Origin of the sequence: Rhodococcus sp. NPDC057297 (assembly GCF_042667435.1) — a bacterium.
Taxonomy (GTDB): Bacteria; Actinomycetota; Actinomycetes; order Mycobacteriales; family Mycobacteriaceae; genus Rhodococcoides.
This window is the reverse complement of the sequence record NZ_JBHUZE010000002.1, coordinates 407,986-428,454: the sequence shown is the minus strand read 5'-3', so window position 1 is coordinate 428,454 and position 20,469 is coordinate 407,986. Positions and strand designations below refer to the sequence as shown.

At 63.9% G+C, this 20,469-nt stretch carries 20 protein-coding genes; 6 read left to right on the top strand and 14 right to left on the bottom strand.

Features of this window, described 5'->3' with window-relative positions:
• Positions 1-16: 16 nt before the first annotated feature.
• Genes ACFULT_RS07960 through dctP form a run of 3 tightly spaced genes read right to left on the bottom strand, consistent with a single transcriptional unit; the run spans position 17 to position 3,004 of the window.
• Positions 17-1,294 (bottom strand): TRAP transporter large permease, encoded by a 1,278-nt coding sequence (locus ACFULT_RS07960; RefSeq protein WP_378481129.1) that lies wholly within the window; start codon positions 1,292-1,294, stop codon positions 17-19.
• Complete coding sequence (locus ACFULT_RS07955) at positions 1,291-1,932, bottom strand: TRAP transporter small permease (RefSeq protein ID WP_378481128.1); 642 nt, start codon at positions 1,930-1,932, stop codon at positions 1,291-1,293. Before ACFULT_RS07955 ends, ACFULT_RS07960 begins: the two co-directional genes overlap by 4 nt.
• Complete coding sequence (dctP, locus tag ACFULT_RS07950; RefSeq protein ID WP_378481127.1) at positions 1,925-3,004, bottom strand: TRAP transporter substrate-binding protein DctP; 1,080 nt, start codon at positions 3,002-3,004, stop codon at positions 1,925-1,927. Before dctP ends, ACFULT_RS07955 begins: the two co-directional genes overlap by 8 nt.
• 225 nt (positions 3,005-3,229) lie before the next feature.
• Between dctP and ACFULT_RS07945 the strand changes: the two genes are divergently transcribed.
• Both ACFULT_RS07945 and ACFULT_RS07940 read left to right on the top strand, forming a co-directional pair.
• Positions 3,230-4,504, top strand: a complete 1,275-nt coding sequence (locus ACFULT_RS07945) for a CaiB/BaiF CoA transferase family protein (RefSeq protein WP_378481126.1) — start codon at positions 3,230-3,232, stop codon at positions 4,502-4,504.
• A 50-nt stretch (positions 4,505-4,554) separates the two neighbouring features.
• On the top strand, positions 4,555-5,280 hold the full coding sequence (locus tag ACFULT_RS07940; RefSeq protein ID WP_378481125.1) for an IclR family transcriptional regulator: 726 nt from the start codon (positions 4,555-4,557) through the stop codon (positions 5,278-5,280).
• 32 nt (positions 5,281-5,312) lie between these two features.
• Here ACFULT_RS07940 and ACFULT_RS07935 read toward each other — a convergent pair whose 3' ends face one another.
• Positions 5,313-6,599: an MFS transporter gene (locus ACFULT_RS07935; protein ID WP_378481124.1), complete on the bottom strand. Its 1,287-nt coding sequence runs from the start codon at positions 6,597-6,599 to the stop codon at positions 5,313-5,315.
• A gap of 241 nt (positions 6,600-6,840) precedes the next feature.
• On the opposite strand from ACFULT_RS07935, the gene ACFULT_RS07930 reads away from it, so the two are divergent.
• The 3 genes from ACFULT_RS07930 to ACFULT_RS07920 are packed head-to-tail and all read left to right on the top strand — an operon-like array spanning position 6,841 to position 9,711.
• Positions 6,841-7,635, top strand: a complete 795-nt coding sequence (locus tag ACFULT_RS07930) for an enoyl-CoA hydratase-related protein (RefSeq protein ID WP_378481123.1) — start codon at positions 6,841-6,843, stop codon at positions 7,633-7,635.
• Complete coding sequence (locus ACFULT_RS07925; RefSeq protein WP_378481122.1) at positions 7,636-8,772, top strand: acyl-CoA dehydrogenase family protein; 1,137 nt, start codon at positions 7,636-7,638, stop codon at positions 8,770-8,772.
• A 39-nt stretch (positions 8,773-8,811) separates the two neighbouring features.
• On the top strand, positions 8,812-9,711 hold the full coding sequence (locus ACFULT_RS07920; RefSeq protein ID WP_378481121.1) for an SDR family oxidoreductase: 900 nt from the start codon (positions 8,812-8,814) through the stop codon (positions 9,709-9,711).
• A gap of 76 nt (positions 9,712-9,787) precedes the next feature.
• Here ACFULT_RS07920 and ACFULT_RS07915 read toward each other — a convergent pair whose 3' ends face one another.
• The 5 genes from ACFULT_RS07915 to ACFULT_RS07895 all read right to left on the bottom strand — a co-directional run bounded on the left by ACFULT_RS07915 (position 9,788) and on the right by ACFULT_RS07895 (position 14,338).
• Entirely contained in the window at positions 9,788-10,816 is a 1,029-nt protein-coding gene (locus ACFULT_RS07915) for a hypothetical protein (RefSeq protein ID WP_378481120.1), read from the bottom strand.
• A gap of 14 nt (positions 10,817-10,830) precedes the next feature.
• The gene (locus ACFULT_RS07910) at positions 10,831-11,862 is read right to left on the bottom strand and encodes a phosphotransferase family protein (RefSeq protein ID WP_378481119.1); all 1,032 of its coding nucleotides are present in this window, start codon (positions 11,860-11,862) and stop codon (positions 10,831-10,833) included.
• A 5-nt stretch (positions 11,863-11,867) separates the two neighbouring features.
• Positions 11,868-12,680: an enoyl-CoA hydratase/isomerase family protein gene (locus tag ACFULT_RS07905; protein ID WP_378481118.1), complete on the bottom strand. Its 813-nt coding sequence runs from the start codon at positions 12,678-12,680 to the stop codon at positions 11,868-11,870.
• A gap of 2 nt (positions 12,681-12,682) precedes the next feature.
• Complete coding sequence (locus ACFULT_RS07900) at positions 12,683-13,489, bottom strand: enoyl-CoA hydratase/isomerase family protein (protein WP_378481117.1); 807 nt, start codon at positions 13,487-13,489, stop codon at positions 12,683-12,685.
• Between the two features lie 66 nt (positions 13,490-13,555).
• Positions 13,556-14,338 (bottom strand): enoyl-CoA hydratase/isomerase family protein, encoded by a 783-nt coding sequence (locus ACFULT_RS07895; protein ID WP_378481116.1) that lies wholly within the window; start codon positions 14,336-14,338, stop codon positions 13,556-13,558.
• A gap of 194 nt (positions 14,339-14,532) precedes the next feature.
• Here ACFULT_RS07895 and ACFULT_RS07890 point away from each other — a divergent pair, with 194 nt between their 5' ends.
• Positions 14,533-15,306, top strand: a complete 774-nt coding sequence (locus ACFULT_RS07890) for a FadR/GntR family transcriptional regulator (protein WP_378481115.1) — start codon at positions 14,533-14,535, stop codon at positions 15,304-15,306.
• A 28-nt stretch (positions 15,307-15,334) separates the two neighbouring features.
• Here the strand turns inward: ACFULT_RS07890 and ACFULT_RS07885 are convergent, their stop codons facing one another.
• The 5 genes from ACFULT_RS07885 to ACFULT_RS07865 are packed head-to-tail and all read right to left on the bottom strand — an operon-like array spanning position 15,335 to position 20,468.
• Entirely contained in the window at positions 15,335-16,381 is a 1,047-nt protein-coding gene (locus ACFULT_RS07885) for an LLM class flavin-dependent oxidoreductase (RefSeq protein WP_378481114.1), read from the bottom strand.
• An 18-nt stretch (positions 16,382-16,399) separates the two neighbouring features.
• Complete coding sequence (gene menB, locus ACFULT_RS07880; RefSeq protein WP_378481113.1) at positions 16,400-17,242, bottom strand: 1,4-dihydroxy-2-naphthoyl-CoA synthase; 843 nt, start codon at positions 17,240-17,242, stop codon at positions 16,400-16,402.
• Positions 17,243-17,250: 8 nt separating this feature from the next.
• Positions 17,251-18,009 carry an SDR family NAD(P)-dependent oxidoreductase gene (locus tag ACFULT_RS07875; protein ID WP_378481112.1) on the bottom strand — a complete coding sequence of 253 codons (759 nt, stop codon included), beginning with the start codon at positions 18,007-18,009 and terminating at the stop codon, positions 17,251-17,253.
• 33 nt (positions 18,010-18,042) lie between these two features.
• Positions 18,043-19,272 carry an acetyl-CoA hydrolase/transferase family protein gene (locus ACFULT_RS07870; RefSeq protein WP_378481111.1) on the bottom strand — a complete coding sequence of 410 codons (1,230 nt, stop codon included), beginning with the start codon at positions 19,270-19,272 and terminating at the stop codon, positions 18,043-18,045.
• Positions 19,272-20,468, bottom strand: a complete 1,197-nt coding sequence (locus ACFULT_RS07865) for a thiolase family protein (RefSeq protein WP_378481110.1) — start codon at positions 20,466-20,468, stop codon at positions 19,272-19,274. The genes ACFULT_RS07870 and ACFULT_RS07865 overlap by 1 nt, the downstream gene beginning before the upstream one ends.
• Between the last annotated feature and the right edge of the window lies 1 nt (position 20,469).

Here is a 20,469-nt window from a genome sequence, read left to right as displayed (position 1 = left end):
AGAACGCACATCGTGATCACTGGACCACCCAGAGAACGATGTCCGGCCAGATGCAGAAGCCCACGGCCAATAAGAGCATGGCGACGACGTACGGGAACGCTCCCCGGAACACCTCTTCCACCGGACGGCCCGACGATCGGGAGACGACGAAAACGTTGAGCCCGAGAGGTGGTGTCACCAAACCGATCTCGGCCAACAGAACCATGAGGATTCCGAACCAGATCGGATCGTAGCCCAGCGTCTCGACGATCGGAACGACGATGGGAACTGTGAGCGCGATGATGGCGATCTGATCCATGAAGAATCCGAGCACCACGTAGAACAACCCGATGACGAGCACGAGTCCGAGTGCAGGAATGGTCAGGGTTTCCACCCAATTCGCGAATGCGGGCGCCACTCGTGTTTCCGTGATGAAGTGACCGAACACGTGTGCCGAGACGATGATAGCGAGGATCATCGCGGTGGATTTGACGGTACCGGTCACGGCGCCGATCAAGCCTTCGAGGGTGGCGCGCCGGTAGACGATCGCCAGGCCGAACGCCGCGAGGCACCCTACGGCAGCGGCCTCGGTCGGTGTGGCGACACCGAAGTAGATCGACCCCACCACGGCGCCGAACAGAATCAGAATCGGCGATGCCTTGGCTATGGACACGGCCTTGTCGGACATCGTCGACGCGGTGCCGCGAGGCACGGAATCGACGTTCCGCAATATGGTGACGTACATAGTCAGCACGATGGCGAGGGCGACGAGAAGGCCTGGAAAGAAGCCCGCGATGAGTTGGTCGCCCACACTGGTGCCCGCGGTGATCGCGTAGAAGACGAGCGCGATACTCGGGGGAATCATCGCCGCCAACGTTCCGACGACGGCGATCATCCCGGACGCGGTACGAGGGTGATAGCCCTCCTCGATCATCTTCCCGGTCGAGGTGTACGCGAGTGTCGCGGCCGACGCCGTCGACGAACCGGACACCGCAGCGAACGCCGTTCCCGCACCCACGGCCGCCATGCCGGTTCCTCCCCGGACCCGTCCGACAACCGACCGAGCTGCGTCGAAGAGCGAGTCGAGCAGTCCGGAGAGCAACACCAGCTGGGCCATCAGAATGAACAGCGGGATGGCGGTCAGTGTGAAACTGGTGACGGACGCGGCGGGCAGAGTTTCCATCACACCGTCGATGATGTTCCCCCGGCCGATCACGACCAGACCGACCAACCCGGCTGCCATGATCGCGAACGTCACCGGTATGCCGGCGAGAATCAGCACGATCAGCAATCCCGCCAGAGCCAATGCAGTCATCTCGATTCCTCCACCGTTCGATCTTCGTGGTCGTACTCGGTCGCGACGGTCGACCACGGCGCAGTCACTTCGCGATAGAGGTCCACTGCCACGATCGCCAGAGCCATGATGGAACCGGCGGGAACGAACGAACGCCACATCCACTCCGGGATACGAAGTTCGGTGGCCCCGACCGGAGGCACCTCGTGCAAGTCCGCGGAGACGATCGCCGCCCGAAGCCCGAACCAGAACAACAATCCGAAGACGACGGCGACCACGATCAGCGTGATCAGACGCAAAGGTTTACGCAGCGCCACCGTCAAGCGTTCGACGAGTCCGGTGACCGCGACGTGCGATCCCGTGCGGTACGCCGTGACAGTGCCGAAGAACGATGTTCCCACCATCAGGTAGCGCTCCGTGAACGACACGTTCCAACCCAGTGGTCTATCGAATGCCAGCCTTGAGAACACCTCGTAGCAGGTGAGGACGGCCATCACGACCACGCACGTTCCGGCGAGCACCGCGGCCACGGCCGAGACCGCATTCTGAAATCGATCCAGTCTCGGGTGGGAATCCGTGATGTACCCGAACGTCGTGGACCGGATACTGCCCTCAGCGACAGTCTGTGAGACAACGGATTTCGTTCGAGGTTCATTCACGAGCGCGCTCCTGTTCGAGTGCTGCTTCCCATTCGGCGAGCACGGCAGAGGCCGGCAAACCCATGGAATCGAGATCGGTTCTCCAGTTGTTGCGCGCCGGTATCGTCACCTCGTCCGACCACCGCAACTTCTCTTCCGGAGTGAGTCGGTGGAGGGTGGTTCCCTCTTGTTCCATCTGGGCGGTCGACTCGGGTAGTAATCTGTTCAAAGCCGCGCACAGGGATTGCTGCGCAGCGGATCCAGCGTTCGTGACGACGGCCTTCTGGCGGTCGTCGAGCCGATCCCACTTGGCGTCGGACATCGAATAGATGACACCGACGCTTCCCAGTTCGGATCCGACCGTGCTGTTGCGCAGAACCTCCGCCAGACCGTACGGAGCCATGCTCGTGGGACTCGCAACGGTGCCCTCGGCCGTTCCGCGTGAGACTGCCTCGTACAGGTCGCTCAACGGCATCGACACCCCCGCGGCGCCCATTTCCTCCACGACGCGATCCACGGCGCCACCGGGTGATCTCAGAATGTCGCCACCCTGTCCGCGAGGGTCTGTGACCGGTTCACTGGTCATGAGCTCGTATCCGGTCAAGAACGCGGTGTAGAGCGGTCGAACGTCGAACTTGTCGATTTCTTCCGTTCGCAGAGTCGACCCCTCCTCGAGTGTCCTGGACATCGCCCGCGCCCCGGTACACGCATCTTCCGCGTAACCCGGAAGGTCGAAGACGCTGGACATGGGAGCGGTGGCCGACAAGTACGCCGGAACGATCGGAGAGAGATCGGAAATACCCGACGTCAGCATGGTCGGCATGTCATCGAATGCGCCGAGCTGCGCAGACGGGAACGATTCGACGGCAAGTCCTACGCCCGGGCCGTTCCGTTCGAGCTCGTCGACGAACACCGACGTCCCGTACTCGTAGAACGGGTGGGACGTCGAGAACCCGTCGGCGACGATGACGACGGGTTGGTCATCGGCGCGCGAGGAGCACGCACTTGCGGCCAGCGCGACGGCAATTCCGATGGACACCACCCGCACACTCGGCGCGGCGCGGCCGCCATGGTTACGACGACGTGTTTTCACTCGCGCTCCTGTTCGACATTCGTGCTCGGATCCGTGTTGGCTTCGTGGTCAGTTCCGTGGTCCGCAGCGAGGGCTTTCCCGGCCCGGCCACGTCGCGCCTCATCGTATATACGACATATTTGACGTAGTTGCGATACCGTTTGACGGTAGCGAGTGGTACAGGTCACGTCAACAGGCCCGAGCGGCTTGACGACACCAACAAGATCGGCAACTGTTATCTCCCAGATGAAACAGACTGTTCGCATATACGACACGATCGGAGATCTCATGGACGGGTCGACTCCCCCCGGCGGAAGCTTGGACGGCGTTCGCGTCCTCGATCTGTCCCGAGTGTTGGCCGGCCCGCTCTGTACTCAGATGCTCGGAGATCATGGTGCCTCGGTCGTCAAGGTCGAGCCCCCCGCCGGGGACGACACTCGGGCATGGGGACCTCCGTTCGTCGCCCCCGACACCAGCGCCTATTACGGTGCGATCAATCGCAACAAGGACAACGTCTGCCTCGACCTGCGGACCGAGGACGGTCAACGCATTCTCGGCGACCTGCTCGCATCGGCCGACGTCGTCGTCGAGAACTTCAAGACGGGAACACTCGAACGCTGGGGGTACAGCGATTCAGTTCTGGCCGAAAGGTTTCCGAGACTGATCGTGTGTCGCATCACGGGTTTCGGTACGGATGGTCCGATGGGTGGCAAACCGGGGTACGACGCCGTCGCCCAAGCGTACGGCGGGCTCATGAGCATCAACGGCGAACCCGATGGGCCGGCACTGCGCGTGGGCGTTCCGATCGTCGACATGGTCACCGGAATCTATGCCTTCAGCGGAATACTCCTTGCACTTCGGCATCGTGAGCTCACAGGGCTCGGCCAGGTCGTGGACTGCACACTCCTCGACACAGCTGTCTCGCTGCTCCACCCGCATTCGGCGTCTCACCTCGCCGACGGGCGGGTGCCTCGCCGCACAGGCTCCGCCCATCCGACGGTCGCACCGTACGACACGTTCGATGCTGCGGACGGCCCCTTGTTCATCGGTGTCGGAAACGACAGGCAGTTTCGCGAACTGACGCGCATTCTCGACATCCCCGACGTCGGCGCAGCGCCGGAGTTCGCAACGAATTCCGTCCGCTTGCACAATCTTCCGAGGCTTCGCGGCCTGCTGGCACACGAGATCGCCCGGTTCGAACGGCGTGATCTCGCGGACCGGTTGATCACGCGAGGGGTACCGGCCGCAGCGGTCCGCGATGTCGGCGAAGTCCTGCGTGACCGCCACGTGCTCCACCGAGACATGGTGGTCGAGAAGGACGGATACCGCGGCATCGGATCCCCGATCAAACTCAGTCGAGCGGAGGTCGGCGTGCGGACGCCGCCGAGACCGCGGGGATCGGACACCCGGCGCATCCTGTCCAGTCTCGGATACTTGAGCAGCGAGATCGATGCGTTGATCGAGGCCGACGTGGCACACCACACCGAGGATCAGGTCGGCGCCGAAAACTTCCGGCGATAATGGCTCACGCGTGCCATCACTAGTCGATCGAATGGGGGAGGATCACCCGCATGAGCGAAAGCGCTTCGCGCGAGCACCGGACGGTGTCGCGCGTGACAGGCATCCTGGAGTACGTCGCGCAGCATGAGAACGGCGTGCGGATGGCCGACATTGTCGCCCACCTCGACGCACCGCGATCGTCGATCCACGGTTTGGTGCACGGGCTTGTCTCGAACGGTTACCTTCGGATGCACGACGCCGGGTTGTTCGTCATCGGGCCCGCTGTCAACGCGCTGCACCCACCCCGGTCGTCGATCGAGCGGTCGGCCCGGGCCGCCATGGTTACGCTGCACGAAGAATTCGACGAAACCGTCACGCTGGTCATGCTGTCCGGCGAGTCGGTCGTGTACACCGAGGCGATCGAATCAACCAGGGCCATTCGCTACACACCCCCGATCGGCGTCCGTCGACCGCTGTATCCGACCAGTGCCGGAAAGTGCTTCTTGGCCAACAGTTCTGAGGACTTCCGGGAACGCTATCTGGTGTCCGCGTTCTCCGACACTGCAACTCGCAACCGCGTACGAGGCGAACTGGCCTCGATCGCCGACCGCGGTGTCGCCCTCAATGAGGGCGACACCTTGCCCGACCTCCATGCCGTGTCGGCACCCGTTTTCTCACGCGGGGCGGTGGCTGCGGTGATCACGGTGGCCGGACCGAGCACTCGCATGGTCGATCACATGAAATCGATCATCGCGGCAGTCAAGACGGCGACCCAACTCGCTTCTAGCAGGCGATGAGCGAGGACGAGCTTTTAGTCGGCCCGGTCTCTCTACATTGCTGCGCTCGAGTCGCGCTGCGGCTCGTGCGCGTCGGTCTCGTGGTGGTCGAGCGAATATCGGTACTTACCCATGAACAACAGACAGACGATCGAAGCGACGACCATGCCGACGATCGGTGCGACTCCGGCCGTGTAGGAACCGGTGGCCGAGTACACCTGCCCCAGAAGGAAGATCCCGAACGCCGATCCCATTGCGTATAGGAAGTACACGACGCCGAGGACTCGGCCGTACGAGTGCTTGGGGAAGTATCGACTGGCCATGTAGGCAGCGACGTCGCCTTCTGCACCGAGCGCGAAGCCGACGAGGACGGCGCCCACCATCAGAACGGGGAGCGATGCCGACGAAATCAGCAGCCCAACGCCCACTGCGCACAATGCGAAGATGACCGAGCCGACGATTGGGGCGAACAAACGGTCGAGTAGGAACCCCACGACGAGGCGTGCACCGACCGACGACAGACTCAACACCGACAGAACGACAACGGCGGTTTCACGTGCGATGCCCTTGTCCGTGGCCATCGGGATCACCTGCGACATCAAACCGAACGTTGCAGACGACACCAGGAAAATCGCGAGCGCGAGCAACCAGAACTGGCGGTAGTTGCGCGCAATCGACGCGAGGGATTCACCGGCGACACTGCCCGCGTCACGCGCCTGCTGCCGTTCTGCGTCGTGCTCGGCCGGCATGCGGGTAACAAACGCATAGACACTTGCGGGGATGATTGTGCACAGCAATCCGACGACGAAGAACACGGTTCGCCAATTGGATGCACTCAGTACCCAGTTCGCGAGGTAGGGCATGAGAACACCGCAGGCGCCCATACCTGCCATAAGAACGCCGAGGGCGAGTCCTCGGCTGTCGCGGAACCAGGCGCTGACCACGGTGGCGTGCGACACGGGGTTCAACGCTCCCGCTCCGGCACCGATGACGATGCACAGCATGTAGAACACGAACTGGCTGTTGGGGAGAGCAGCCATCGCCATCAGGCCGCCGCCGAACAACAGCACCATAGGCAGAGCGGGCTTGCTGGGGCCGTACCGGTCGACCATCAGGCCGAGCACGACGATGCTGAAACCCACGAAGATGGTCTCGACCGACAAGCCGTTGGTGATGACGCTGCGATCCCAGCCGAACTCATCGGAGATCGACTTGCCGACGACGTTGAAAAGTACGTTGACGGTACTCGACCCGAACAGGAGCGTCAGGAAACCTGTTGCGGCGTACCACCATCGATTGGTCATTCGGCCACCCGTGGCCATCGATCGTCCTGTGCTCATGCTGCGTCCTTCTGTTCGGTGGATTCGAACCGGTCCACGTCATTGGCCCTAGTGTCCGGCGTCACACATGAGACCATAAGGACTGACCAAAGTAAATATAAAACCTTTTCCGCATTTGGACGATCACCCCTTGCTCCATACCAACCAATCCGTCTAGTGTTGTGCAAATGGTCAGTCCAAAGACTGGCATTCACAGAATGGGCTCGTCAAAGCTCATCACGCGAAAGGACACCGAAGTCTGATGGCCGAGTTCACCGACATCACCTACGAGGTCGACAACGGCCTCGCGTGGATCACCATCAACCGTCCGGAGCGCTACAACGCTTTTCGTGCGCAGACGGTCGACGAACTGATCCTTGCTTTCAAGCGCGCGTGGGCCAGCAGCGAGGTCGGTGTCGTCGCACTCACCGGCGCCGGCGACAAGGCATTCTGCGCAGGCGGTGACCAAAAGCAGCGCATGGAAACCGGCGACTACGGCCCCTCTGTCACCGGGTTGTTCGAGGTCGAGTCTCTTCACCGCGTCATCCGTGACACGCCCAAGCCCGTCATCGCCGCAGTCAACGGCCTCGCCATCGGCGGCGGACACGTTCTGCACGTTTTGGCCGATCTCACCATCGCCGCCGATACCGCCCAGTTCGGACAGAACGGCCCCCGCGTCGGTTCGTTCGACGCCGGACTCGGCTCGGGCTACCTCGCACGCGTCGTCGGCGAGAAGCGAGCGCGCGAAATTTGGTTCATGCTTCGCCGCCTGTCGGCCGAGGAAGCACTCGACTGGGGTCTGGTCAACAAGGTCGTCCCGGCAGCAGATCTCAAGGCCGAGGTCCGTGCCTGGGCGGATCAGATGCTGGACTTCTCCCCCACCGCGCTGAAGGTACTCAAGCAGTCGATGAACACCGACACCGAACACTTCGTGAGCATCGGCAGCATGGCGTACTCCACGCTCGAGATCTTCGGTGAGACCCCCGAGGCACGCGAAGGCATCACGGCGTTCAACGAGAAGCGCAAGCCCGATTTCGGTCAGTACCGGGGCAAGTAGGTGCGGTTCACACCGGAACAGCGCGAATTCGCGGCGGCAGTGCGTCAATACTGCCGCCGCGAGCTGGCGTCCGTCGCTCAGCGTGACGCGGCCACCGACGGCGGTACGCTCTCGAACAGCCCGAAGGTGTTGGCAGACATGGCCGCCAATGGCTGGCTCGGCGTCTCGCTGCCGGAAGAATTCGGCGGAGGCGGTGCCGGATTCGTCGACGAATGCATCTTTCTCGAAGAGGCGGCTCGCGGTCTCGCACCGATCACCGGCTACTCCACGGGTTTGACTGCCGCGCAGACCTACCTTCGCTGGGGTAGCGGCGAGCAGAAGACGACCATCGTCGCCAATCTGACGGCGGGCAAGCTCGAAGCGATCGCTCTCAGCGAGCCCGGTGCGGGCTCGGACCTCGCCGGTCTTCGGGTATCTGCCCGGCTCGACGGCGACAGGTATCTGATCAACGGCCAGAAGACCTGGATCTCGGCGGCGCACGTGGCCGAGCACATTCTCGTTCTCGCCCGCGAGGATTCGAGCGGAACCAAGCACCAGGGCCTGACCTTGTTGATGGTGCCCACCGACGCGCCGGGCCTCACTGTCCGTGCGATCCAGACGATGGAACCGCACACCTGCAACGACGTCTTCTTCACCGATGTCGAGGTAACGGTTTCGGCTGTGGTCGGGACCGCGCGAGGGGCGTGGAAACAATTGATGCGCGGCCTGAGCATCGAACGACTCATCATCGCCGCCATGAGTATCGGCGGAGCGCAACGGGCACTCGACGACGTCATCGCGTACTCCCGCGAACGCGAACAGTTCGGACAGCCTATCGCCAACTTCCAGGCCTTGCGTCACCGCATGGCCGACCTGGCCACCGACATCGAGATGGCCCGCGTCTTCGTCTACGACGTCGCCGACAGCATCGACGCCGGCTTCGAGGACGACCTGTCTCGTGAGAGCGCCATGGCGAAAATGCGGTGCACCGAGGTTGCGAAGAACACCACCCTCGAAGCCATGCAGATGATGGGCGGATACGGCTACGCACGCGAGTACGGCATGGAAGGGCAGGTCCGCCGCGCCCTCGCGCCGCCGATCTACGGCGGTACAAACGAGATTCAGCGCGAAATCATCGCGAAAACCATCGGCTTGTAACCGGCGCACGGTGCAGACCACGACACGACGAGGTGCTCGATGACCGACGGAACAACTTTCTCCCCCGACTTCCTGGCGGGTAAACGCATTCTGATCACCGGTGGCGGCACCGGGCTCGGACGCGGCGTGGCCAAGCACATGGTCGACCATGGCGCCGAGGTGCACCTGTGGGGCCGGCGCGAAGCCGTGCTGCAGGAAGCCGCCGAGGAAGCGTCGGCATCGCGGCCCGGCTCGGTGCATTTCCACTCGGTCGACGTGCGGGATTACGACAACGTGGACCAGACCATGGAGCGCATCTGGAACGACCACGGCCCGCTCAACAGCGTCGTCAACAATGCCGCCGCAAACTTCATCGCTCAGACGAAAGACCTGAGTCCCCGAGCATTTCAGGCCATTACGAGCACGGTGATGAACGGCTCGTTCCACACCACCCACGCAGCGGGCAAGCGGTGGATTGCCGACGAAACGCCCGGCAGCGTGTTGTCGACGCTCACCACGTGGGTATGGACGGGATCGGCATACGTCGTGCCCTCGGCGATGGCCAAAGCTGCGGTGCACTCGATGACGATGTCGCTGGCCGTCGAGTGGGCGAAGTACAACATTCGGCTCAACGCACTGGCTCCCGGACCGATCCCCACCGACTACGCGTGGGAGATGCTCAACCCCACCGACAAGAGCGCGGTCGGAGCTACTCAAGCCGATCAGATACCCGCCGGCCGCACCGGAACGATCGAAGAGCTGGCCAACCTGACCATGTTCGTTCTGTCCGACGCGTGCAAGTACCTCACCGGTCAGACCATCGCCATGGACGGTGGACAGATGCTCGCGGGCCCCGGCACATTCGCCGGTCTCACCAGCCTGACCGACGCCGACTGGGACCAGATCAAGGAAACGAGCAAGGCCGCATCCGCATCAAGCAAGGCGCAGCGCACGGTGTGAACACCCGAACCGAGAAAGGCCCGCACACCGGAAGGTGTGCGGGCCTTTCTCGTACGGAGATCCGTTGCGCGAGAATCTAGAGTGACGGGCGGTACGCGTACGACTTGCTGCGACTCAGCGCGAACTCGAAGATGCCGACGCCCGGTTGCCCGTCCAACGTGAACGCACACAGCCGATCCGTGAGCGATGAATCCAGAGTCGTCGGGCCGACGGTGCCGTCCAGGGTGTACCGGTCCGACTCCACGTGATCGATTCCGCGCGCAACGCCGTGGTGGCCGCCGTACCCGGCGCCGGCCATGAAGCCACCGCCGGCGGACGCATCGGCCTGCACGCGGTAACGCTCACCGCGCGCGGTCGACACCTCCACCACTCCGCCGATCAGGTCCAGACCCGGAGTGAAATCGAGCGCGTGACCCACATCGGTGATGGCGTCGAGGGTGCCGTTCTCATGCATCACCGCGCCCCTCAACAACATTCGTTCCTGCGCGCGAGTTTCGACGAGCAGGAAGCCGATGGCGAAGTCCGCGAACTGAGCTTGGTACCAGATGTGCAGTCCCTGCCCACCGGACATGGTGCGCACGCCGCGCGAACGGTCGCGCTGGCCGTACCAACCGTCGACCGAGCGCTGGTCACCGTCGATGCTGACCGTGCCTTCGTATCGCCCGGACTGGAACAGGTGGTCGAAAGACGTGCGAGTGTCGGACGCGGTGTTCTCCACCGCGATCTCACCGAACCACGCGGGCGTGCGTGCACGCCATGTCACGTCGAATTCGACGCCGATGTCGTTGCCGGAGAGTCGAAGACGCCACTGCTCGTTCGGGACGACACAGTCGACCGCGAAGGGGCCACAACTCTTGCGATCCGTGGCATCGAGCTCGGACGCGAAACGGAGATTACGCTGCTCTCCGGCCACACTCAGAACGACGAATCCGTCCACCGAGTTCTTCGGCGGGTAGATGCCGAGGCCGGTGATCAACGACGGAGCGGTGGAATCGGCCGGGTGCATGTTGAACATCAAACGGTCGAAGAACCCTGTGGGCAGATCGACGACGTCGGGCCCTACCAGCGGGTCCACGAACGAGGTGCCGTGCTCGGCTGTGGTCATAAGAATTCCTTCTCTCAGAGCGACTGATGTGATCCCGAGGCGCGCCGTGCGTCGGCGAGGAACCGCTGAACCAGATCCGGGTCTGCGTAGTACGGATCACCGATCCCGTGGTCGACCCGGCGCCGGCTGTATTCGTACAGGACGGCAAGCTTCCACAAAGCGAACGTGGTGTACCAGTCGAGATTCGAGACGTCACGGCCCGTCCGGTGCGCATAGCGGGCGGTCAACTCGTCTCGCGTCGGGTAACCCTCTTCCAACAACGCCGCACTCAATTCCGAGGTAGGGTTCATCGGTTCACCGAGAACCGGAATCGTCGCGAGGAGATAACCGACGTCGATCAGCGGGTCACCGAGCGTCGCGAGCTCCCAATCGAGAACGGCCGCGATGCGGCCCGGCGCATCGGAAGCAAGCATCACGTTTCCGATGCGGTAGTCGCAGTGAATGATGGTGGCTCCCGATTCGGTGGGAACGTTCGCCTGCAGCCACGCGTCGACATCGACGAAATCGGCGGGCAGGGCGCCACCGGAATCGGCGATGAGCCGTCTCATCCGATTCAGGTGTCGCGCGTTGAATCCTTCGGGCCGGCCCATCTTCTCGAGACCGGCGCCGCGCCAATCGACCGCGTGCAAATCTGCCAATGTGTCGATCAGCGAGTGTCCGACGGACAGTCGCTGGTCTGGGAGATCGAGGGGCGGAGGGGTCCGCTGTGTGACCACGTGCCCCGCCGCGAAACTCATGACGTAGAACGGCACGTCGAGGATGTCGTCGGCCTGCGCGATCGCCAACACTTCGGGAACCGGCACGGCTGTGCCGTGCAGCGCGGACAACAGAGCGGCCTCGCGCAACATGTCGTGGGCGCCCGCCGGAATGGGCGGCGGTGGTGGCCGACGCACCACGACGCTGCGCGTTCCGTCGCTCACCAGGAACGTCAGGTTCGAGTGTCCGTCACCGATTGCTCGTGTGGTCAGTGAGCCGTCGGTGATGCCTCGCTCCCCCAGGAACGCTTCGAGCCGCCCGAGTGAGTCCGGTGTCCAATCCCATGCCACGCTGGTCACTTCCCCGTGAAAATCGGTTGCCGCTTTTCCTTGAACGCAGCCAGCGCCTCAGGCATGTCATCGGTACGGGTCAGGAGGGCCTGACCCCTGTTCTCGAGTTCGAGAGCGGCTTCGTACGAACCGATCTCACCGTTGCGGTGAATGGCCCTCTTAGACATGCGGACACCGCCGGGAGAGTTTTGGGCGATCTGGCGAGCCATCGCCATCGCCTCGGTCATCAGGTCCTCGGTCGGAAACACCTGGTTGACCAAGCCAATGCTGAGCGCCTCGTCGGCCTTCACGATGCGCCCGGTGTAGCCGATCTCTGCAGCCTTCGCAGGACCGACCAGCCGGGGAAGGGTGAACGAGGTACCGAGTTCGCCGACCGACAGACCGACTTTGACGAACGCTGCACTGATTTTCGCAGTCGGGGCGGCGAGACGGATGTCCGCGGCGAGCGCCAGGGCCATCCCTCCGCCGGTCGCCGCACCGTGGATGGCTGCAATGACCGGGAAGGGGAGAAAACGAATGGATTGGATACCGCCGGTAGCGGTTTCCTGGAACTTCAGGAACTCGCGCACACCCATGGTTCCGATCACCGATATCTCGTCGAGGTCGAAGCCAGCACAGAAAGCGCAGTCACCCGTTCCGGTGACGATCAGGGTGCGTAAACCACTGTCGCGCAGAGCACGACCCGCGATTCGGTACTCGTGAAACATTTTCACGGTCTGCGAGTTCATGCGGTCCGGACGGTTCATCCGCAGGATGCCGATACCCGGCTCGGGCTCTTCGAATGTGAGCGTTTCGAGGTCGGGAAATACGAATGTCATGGTCATCGCCCCTGGAAGATGGGTGCGCGCTTCTCCTTGAACGCGGCCAGCGCTTCGGCCATGTCCGGGCTGCGGGTCAGCAGTGCCTGCCCACGGTTCTCGAGCTCGAGAGCTGCGGCGTACGAACCGGTTTCGAGGTTTGCCTGCAGCGCGCGTTTGGACAACTGAACTCCACCGGGTGAATTGGCGACGATGGCGTCGGCGAGTACGATCGCCTCTGCGACGACGTCGTCGGACACGGAGTTGACCAAACCCAGTTCCGCAGCCTCCGTCGCCTCGACGACGCGGCCGGTGAAGCAGATCTCACTGGTTTTCGCCGGCCCGATGAGGCGGGTCAACAACCACGAGGTTCCGAGATCACCAGCCGAGAGCCCGATGCGCACGAAAGCCGCGTTGAACTTCGCGGTTGGTCCGGCGATCCGGATGTCCGCGGCGAGCGCCAAGGCCAAACCGCCGCCGGCAGCGGGCCCGTTGACCGCAGCGATCACGGGCACCCTTAGCCCGCGAATCGCGGACAGTGCCCGCGCAGCGCGCTCTTGCTGATCGAGCATTCCGAGCGCACCGAGGCTGGGAAGCTCGTCGGCGTCGGCGAGGTCGTAGCCGGCGCAGAACGCCCTGCCACGTCCGGTGAGGACGACGACCCGGCATTCGTCCTCGGTTTCGAGTCCCCACGCCAGACGTTCCATCTCGAGGAACATGGTGTTGGTCATCGCGTTGTAGCGGTCCGGCCGATCGAGAGTGACCACGACGACGCCGGGCTTCACCTCGTCGACGGTCATTGTTTCGAACGTCTCGTCCAGAGTCTTCATGATGCTCCTCGATACGGGGTCTGGCTCGGTGGCCACAGGGATCGAAAGGTCGGCGGACCGATACGGTCAGCGAAAGTCGGGGCGACGCTTCTCGACGAAGGCGGTGATCCCCTCGGCTGCTTCGCCGTCCTCGAACAGCGACTGCTCCTGCGCTACTTCGTACGCGGCGCCGTCGGCGAACGGCTGATCGAACGCAGCGTCGACCGTACGAACCACGGCCAGTTGTGCGGGCAGCGACGCTCCTCGCATCTCGTCGGCGAACGCCAACGCGGCATCGACGGCATCACCGTCGGTGAGTCGGTCGACGAGACCGATCGACAGTGCCTCGTCCGCGGGGACTTGCCGCGCGGTCAGCATGATGTCGAGGGCGCGGCCACGGCCGACCAGACGGGGCAGTCGCTGCGTTCCGCCCGCGCCGGGGATGAGGCCGATCTTCACCTCGGGCAGACCGAATTTCCCTCCGGGACCCGATACACGCAGCGTGCACGCCATCGCCAATTCGAGTCCGCCACCGAGAGCGAGACCGTCGACGGCCGCGATGGAGATGTAGGGCGCGGACGCGAGGCGGTCGTTTACTCGACGCATCTCGTCGCCGTAAGCGGTGAAGGATTCCGCGTCGATGGACGACAGGTGTTTGATGTCGGCGCCGGCAGCGAAGAACCCCGGGATTGCCGATGCGATGATCATGATCTTGACGTCGCCCGCCTTCTCGGCGGCGTCCATCGCGGCGTGCATACCGTCGAGAAGAGGGATCCCCAGCGCGTTGGCGGGTGGGCGCTCCGCCGTCACGACGGTGACACCGGGCTTGACTGTCTTCCACGTGACTACATTGCCGGCCTCGTCTGCCATGACGTCCTCACTGTCGTCTTGTCGCGCGCACGGCGCCCGTTGGGTTCTGAAACTATCCTCGACCATGCTTACAAGTCAACCATTACTAAGGTCTGACCATTGTTCGACACATAAACGAACCCGCCCGGTGGTCGGACAATGCGTGTCCGTGCTGCTAACTTAGGTATGACCAAAAGCATTACGAGGGGGAATCGATGGCCCAGCCGACGCCGAACGGCGCAGTCGAACGTCATCCCGTGCAGCTGCAACCCATGCAGGTCCCGAAGGCATCGGACGTCCTGGCGAACGATCTGCGCGAACGTATTCTGCGCGGTGAGTACCCGTCGGGGACCGCCCTGCCTCCGGAACGCGAACTGGTGAGCCAGACGCGGATGAGTCGCACCACCGTGCGTGAGGCGCTCCGAATCCTCGAGGTGCAGGGCCTGGTCAGCATCAAGACCGGCCGCTCGGGTGGCGCGTTCGTCCAGCAACCGGGCGGGGACTCGCTCGCCACCTCGGTCAGTCTGCTGATTCGCGGTCAGCAACTCCGGTTGACCGCACTGCTCGAGACACGTGAAGCTATCGAACCCGCGTGCGCGAGCCTCGCCGCCAAGTACCGCACCGACGACGACCTCGAAGTCCTCGACGCAGCCAATCGCGCTGTCGGCGATCTCGAACTGCCGCTCGACGCGTTCCTGCGCGCGAACGTCGACTGGCACGTCGGAGTGGCCGCAGCGAGCCACAACGAGTTGCTGATGGGGTTCATGTCGGCGCTGTCGAAGGCGATCTACAGTTCGACCGAAAACAAGGCCTTCGTCGACGACTCGGTACGGACTACGACGCACAAAGCGCACAAGACGATCACCGACGCCATCCGGACGGGCGATTCCGCAGCGGCAGTGCGTCGGATGACCAAGCACGTACACGGTTACGCCGAAGCGGTCGTGCAGGTGGAGGAGCGTACGAAGATCGACCTCGCGGAAGCGTGACAGTGGGCACCTGACGCGGTGGCCACCGTCAGGTCGACCGCTTCCGAAGGTGGTCGCTCAACCCCGTCAGAATGTGATCGTTGGTGCGCGCGGTCTGCTCTCCGGTCAGTCCCCACGGCGGAGCGATCAGATCGAGATGGTCGAAATCGTCCGGGAGAGCAGCGAGCCGATCCGCGAATTCGTCCGGCCGACACGCGATGGTGATGGCGTCAATCATGTCGTCGGTCACGGCAGCGACCAGCGCCTCGGTGTCTCGGCTGCGTGCTGCGTCGCGAATTCGGACTTGGTCGGCGGACCACCCGTGCAGCTCGAACAGCTTGTCGTAGACCTTCGACGCCGCATACTGGCCGATCGCGAAGGCGGCCTGCCCACGCGCCACGTCGACGTCGTCGTCGAGCGCGCACATGCGAATACCCATGACGGTCACATCCGAGGCCGAGCGTCCTGCCTTGTCCGCGCCGACGGCCAGCTGCTCGGCAACCGGGCCACGCACGTACTCGGCCGTGTACATCGGATGCCCCACCAGTCCGTCGGCCAATTCGCCTGCAGTGCGCAGCATCACCGGGTTCACCCCGGCGATCCACATTGGGATTTCCGACCGAATCGGCTCGGGCACGTCGGCCGTGGGTGAGACATGGACGTGATAGAAGCGCCCGTCGTGATCGACGGGGCCTTCGTGCAATCGCCACAGCTTCTTCAGAACGGTCAGCAATTCGGCCATCCGCGCGGCCGGTGCACTGCCGTCGACACCGTGCCACGCTTCCATCATCTTGGCGGTACCGTTGCCCAGCCCTAGAATCATTCGGCCGCCGGACAATTCGTCGAGATCGCGCGCTTCGGCCGCCCAGATGAGCGGGCTGCGGCCCACCCCGTACGCGATGTTGGAACCGATCGCGATCGAGGTGGTGCCGGCGGCGAGCGCTGCCATCGGCACCGTCGCGGACCGGCTGTAGAGCTCGCTCACCCATACCGCCGAACACCCGATGCCCTCGGCACGCTTCGCCGTGTCGACCATCGACGTGAACCGGGCAGGACCCCGCCCGGTTCCGAATGCGTTGACTCCGAACGTCGTCACGGCGTCGCTTCCTTCCTATCACGGACGGCGGGGGAACCGACCGAAGTCGGGCGCCCGCTTCGCTTTGAACGCCTCGCGGCCTTCTTTGGCCTCGTCGCTCGCGTAGAACAACAAGTTGGTGTCGTGCGCAAGTTGCTGGATGCCGGCCAGACCATCTTCGGCCGCGTGGAAACTCGCCTTCATCAGGCGCAATGCCATGGGCGACAGTTGGAGCATCTCGCGGCACCACTGCACGGTCTCGGACTCCAGATCGGCCAGCGGCACGACGGTATTGACCAAGCCCATGTCCAGCGCCTGATGCGCGTCGTACTGCCGACACAGGAACCAGATCTCCTTGGCCTTGCGCTGACCGACCAAGTCGGCCAGTAGGCCCGCCCCGAAACCGCCGTCGAACGACCCCACGCGTGGCCCCACCTGGCCGAGCCGCGCGTTGTCCGCCGCGATCGTCAGATCGCACACGATCTGCAGGACGTGCCCGCCGCCGATCGCATACCCGGCGACCATCGCCACCACCGGCTTGGGCAGCCGGCGGATCTGCACCTGCAGGTCTGTCACGTGGAACCGGCCCACCTGATCAGGCCGGTCAGGATCCGTCAGATATCCGGTGTCACCACGCACGCGCTGATCGCCGCCGGAGCAGAAAGCGTTGTCGCCCTGCCCGGTCAGGACGATGACACCGATGGACGAGTCCTCGCGCGCACGGGTTAACGCGTCGGAAATCTCCGTGAGAGTCTGCGGTCGAAAGGCATTGTGCACCTCCGGCCTACAGATCGTGATCTTGGCGATTCCGTCGGCCGTGCGGGCGTACTCGACGTCCTCGTAGCGTTCGACGACCGACCATTCCACAACTTCGGCAGGCATCGAGTCGCCTACGCCATTGTCAATCCGCCGCTGACCGACAGCGTCTGGCCGGTGATGTATCCGGTGTCGTCGCCGGCGAAGAAGGCCACGGCGGCGGCGATGTCGGCTGCCGACGCGAGCCGCTTCATCGGCACCGCGCGCGTCATTCCGCCGAGCACCTTGTCTGCATCCTGACCGGACGCATCGGCGAACTTGCGCAGAGCCGGTGTGTCGGTGGGTCCGGGGCACACGGTATTGGCGGTGACACCCTTGGTGGCGACCTCGCGGGCGAGGGTCTTGGTGAAGGCGATGGTACCGCCCTTGGCGCCGGAGTAGACGGCCTCGAGGGAAGATCCGACGCGGCCGGCGTCGGAACCGATGTTGACGACGCGGCCGAATCCGCGCTCGATCATGCCCGGCACGACTGCGTGGTTGACGCGAAGTGCGCCCTTGAAGTTGATGTCGAGGATCTTGTTCCAGAAGTCTTCGTTCGTGTCCAGGAACTTCATGAAGTCGTCCCAGCCGGCGTTGTTCACGGCGATCTCGACGGGGCCGAGCTCCTGACCGATGCGCTCGATCGCGGCATTGACCGAGGCGGTGTCGGTCACGTCCATCGGTACCGCGATCGCTTCGCCGCCGCCTGCGACGATGTCCTTGGCGGTCTGCTCGGCCACCTCGAGGTTGAGGTCGGCGATGGCGACACGGAACCCGTCCGCGGCCAGTCGACGTGAAATTCCCTCGCCGATTCCCTGTGCGCCGCCGGTGACCAGTGCAACTCGATTGCTCATGTGAACTCCTTGTTCGAATTTAAGTGTTGTTGTCTACGAACCGATAGTGGCTGCGCGCCGCAGCTCGTCGCGGAACCCCGGCGCGGCGATCGCGATCAGACGCTTCACGCGCTCGGCCAGCGGCTGCCCCCGAAGATGCGCGACGCCGTGCTCGGTGACCACGCAATCCACGTCGGCGCGGGCGGTGCTCACAACGCCCTCCTCGAGTTCGAACTTGATCGAGGAACGTCCGCGCATCGTGGACCGCAACGCCACGATGGACCGTTTCCCGGTCGACGACGCCGCCCGGGCGAAGTCGACTTGACCACCGACGGCGCCCAGGTACGCTCCACGACTCATCTCTGCACCCACCTGTCCGGTGAGGTCCACCTCGATGGCGAAGTTCACCGCCACCAGTGTGCTCAACTGGGCGAGCACCCCGGGCGCGTGGGTGTAGCTGGTCGGGCGGAACTGAATGGGGACATCGGCGACCCGGCCGTACAACTTCGACGACCCGAGTGCGGTGCCGGCGATGCTCGTACCCGGGTCCACCTGCTTACGAGCGCCGGTGACGACGCCCGCGTCGATCAGATCGAGCACACCGTCCGTGACCATGCCGGTGTGGACACCGATGTTGCGGTGGCCGGACAGCGCATCGAAGACCGCGGCGCCCGCCGTGCCGACGCCCACCTGAACGGTGTCCCCGTCGTCGATCAATTCGGCGACTCGGCGCGCGATGATGCGTTCGGTCTCGCTGGGCTCGCGGCGCGGCTCCTCCTGCAGAGGCCGGTCGGTCTCGACCGTGGCCGCGAAGCGTGACAACGGAATTCGAGGTGAGCCGGGGACGTACGGCATTTGCTGGTTCACCTCGGCGAACAACAGCGGCGTGTGCAGGAGCGCATCGGCCATATAGTCGACACCGATTCCGAGCGAAACCATTCCGTCGGGGTCCGGTGGCGAGACCTGTACGAGACCGATGTCGCGGGGGAACCACCCTTCCGCGAACATCCGCGGAAACGACGAGTAGTGACACGGGACCACGTCGAGACGGTCAGCCTCGCCCAATTCGCGGAGCGCCCCGAGACCACCGTAGGACACGACGGTGTCCGACGGGGAGACTGAGCGAGCCAACTTCTCGTTCCAGCTCAATCCGGTGAACAACCGCAACGGGCCCAGCTCGGGCTCACGTGCCAGCAACATGTCGACGAGAGGCCGCGGTTCGGAGGCTGCCTGCCCCCACCACACGCCCATCCCCGGTCGTAGCCACTGGCCGAAGTCGTCCATCAGTTTTCGCGCTCGAGCAATGTGCCGGTACCGAGACCGCCACCGCAACACATGGTCACAAGGCCCAGTTGGCTGTCGCGACGTTCCATCTCCGAAACGATGGTCGCGATCAACCGCGCACCGGTCGCACCGACCGCGTGGCCGAGGGCGATCGCGCCACCGTTGACGTTGACGCGCTCCATATTCGGCTTCAGTTCGCGCTCCCATGCGAGGACCACGGACGAAAATGCTTCGTTGACCTCGAATAGATCGATGTCGTCGACAGTCAGCGTATTGCGCTCGAGCAACTTATGCGTCGCCGGAATAGGCCCCGTCAGCATGATGATCGGGTCGACACCGACGGTGGTCTGGTCGGCAATGCGCGCGCGGATTCGCAGTCCGTGACGTTCGGCGGCCTCTCGCGTACACAGCAACACGGCAGCGGCACTGTCACAGATGGGGCTCGATGTGCCCGCGGTGATGCGCCCATTCTCCGGGCGGAACACGGTCTTCAGCCCGCTGAGCGTGTCGAGCGTCGTGGAGGGGCGTACGGTCTGGTCATTAAGGCGGACCTGACCGTCCAGTTCCATCCGGACCATCTCGTCGTCGAAGCGACCGGCCTCGATGGCGGCGGTGGCGAGCGCGTGTGAGCGAACGGCGAACTCGTCTATCTCGGTCCGCGAGATGTCCCAGTGTTCGGCGATCAGCTCGGCGCTCTCGCCCTGAGTGACGAAGTCGTACTGCGCCCACATCTCGGGCGTCCACGGATCTCCGTACAGCTCACTAATTTTCGCCGGCGAGTTCATCGGGACGTGGCCCATGTGCTCGACGCCGCCGGCGATGACGATGTTGTGCACACCGGACGCGATGAGCGACGCCGCGAAGTTCACGGCGGTCTGCGCCGATCCGCATCGACGGTCGAGCGTCGTCGCCGGCACCTCGGGCGGGTAGCCCGCCTGCAGCCATGCGTTGCGTCCGATGTTGCGTGACTGCTCACCGAACGGTGCGGTACAGCCGATCACCAGATCCTCGACGACGGACGGCGCGATTCCCGAGCGGTTGATTAGATCCGTATAGCACGCTGCAAGCATCGCGTTGGGATGCGTGTCGCGAAACCACCCTTTCTCGGGATGCGATTTGCCGATCGGAGTGCGTACCGCTTCGGCGATGACCACTTCACGCCCGGAGGTGACGAAGGGCCCGGATACTCGTCCCATG

What these genes read in the sequence shown, in the direction of transcription:
- ACFULT_RS07895 (WP_378481116.1), bottom strand. Translation starts at nt 14,338, where the DNA reads ATGGCAGACGAGGCCGGCAATGTAGTCACGTGGAAGACAGTCAAGCCC.
- ACFULT_RS07940 (WP_378481125.1), top strand. Translation starts at nt 4,555, where the DNA reads ATGAGCGAAAGCGCTTCGCGCGAGCACCGGACGGTGTCGCGCGTGACA.
- ACFULT_RS07875 (WP_378481112.1), bottom strand. Translation starts at nt 18,009, where the DNA reads ATGAGCAATCGAGTTGCACTGGTCACCGGCGGCGCACAGGGAATCGGC.
- ACFULT_RS07960 (WP_378481129.1), bottom strand. Translation starts at nt 1,294, where the DNA reads ATGACTGCATTGGCTCTGGCGGGATTGCTGATCGTGCTGATTCTCGCC.
- ACFULT_RS07945 (WP_378481126.1), top strand. Translation starts at nt 3,230, where the DNA reads ATGAAACAGACTGTTCGCATATACGACACGATCGGAGATCTCATGGAC.
- menB (WP_378481113.1), bottom strand. Translation starts at nt 17,242, where the DNA reads ATGCCTGCCGAAGTTGTGGAATGGTCGGTCGTCGAACGCTACGAGGAC.
- ACFULT_RS07935 (WP_378481124.1), bottom strand. Translation starts at nt 6,599, where the DNA reads ATGAGCACAGGACGATCGATGGCCACGGGTGGCCGAATGACCAATCGA.
- ACFULT_RS07930 (WP_378481123.1), top strand. Translation starts at nt 6,841, where the DNA reads ATGGCCGAGTTCACCGACATCACCTACGAGGTCGACAACGGCCTCGCG.
- ACFULT_RS07890 (WP_378481115.1), top strand. Translation starts at nt 14,533, where the DNA reads ATGGCCCAGCCGACGCCGAACGGCGCAGTCGAACGTCATCCCGTGCAG.
- ACFULT_RS07865 (WP_378481110.1), bottom strand. Translation starts at nt 20,468, where the DNA reads ATGGGACGAGTATCCGGGCCCTTCGTCACCTCCGGGCGTGAAGTGGTC.
- ACFULT_RS07870 (WP_378481111.1), bottom strand. Translation starts at nt 19,272, where the DNA reads ATGGACGACTTCGGCCAGTGGCTACGACCGGGGATGGGCGTGTGGTGG.
- ACFULT_RS07905 (WP_378481118.1), bottom strand. Translation starts at nt 12,680, where the DNA reads ATGACATTCGTATTTCCCGACCTCGAAACGCTCACATTCGAAGAGCCC.
- ACFULT_RS07900 (WP_378481117.1), bottom strand. Translation starts at nt 13,489, where the DNA reads ATGAAGACTCTGGACGAGACGTTCGAAACAATGACCGTCGACGAGGTG.
- ACFULT_RS07920 (WP_378481121.1), top strand. Translation starts at nt 8,812, where the DNA reads ATGACCGACGGAACAACTTTCTCCCCCGACTTCCTGGCGGGTAAACGC.
- ACFULT_RS07915 (WP_378481120.1), bottom strand. Translation starts at nt 10,816, where the DNA reads ATGACCACAGCCGAGCACGGCACCTCGTTCGTGGACCCGCTGGTAGGG.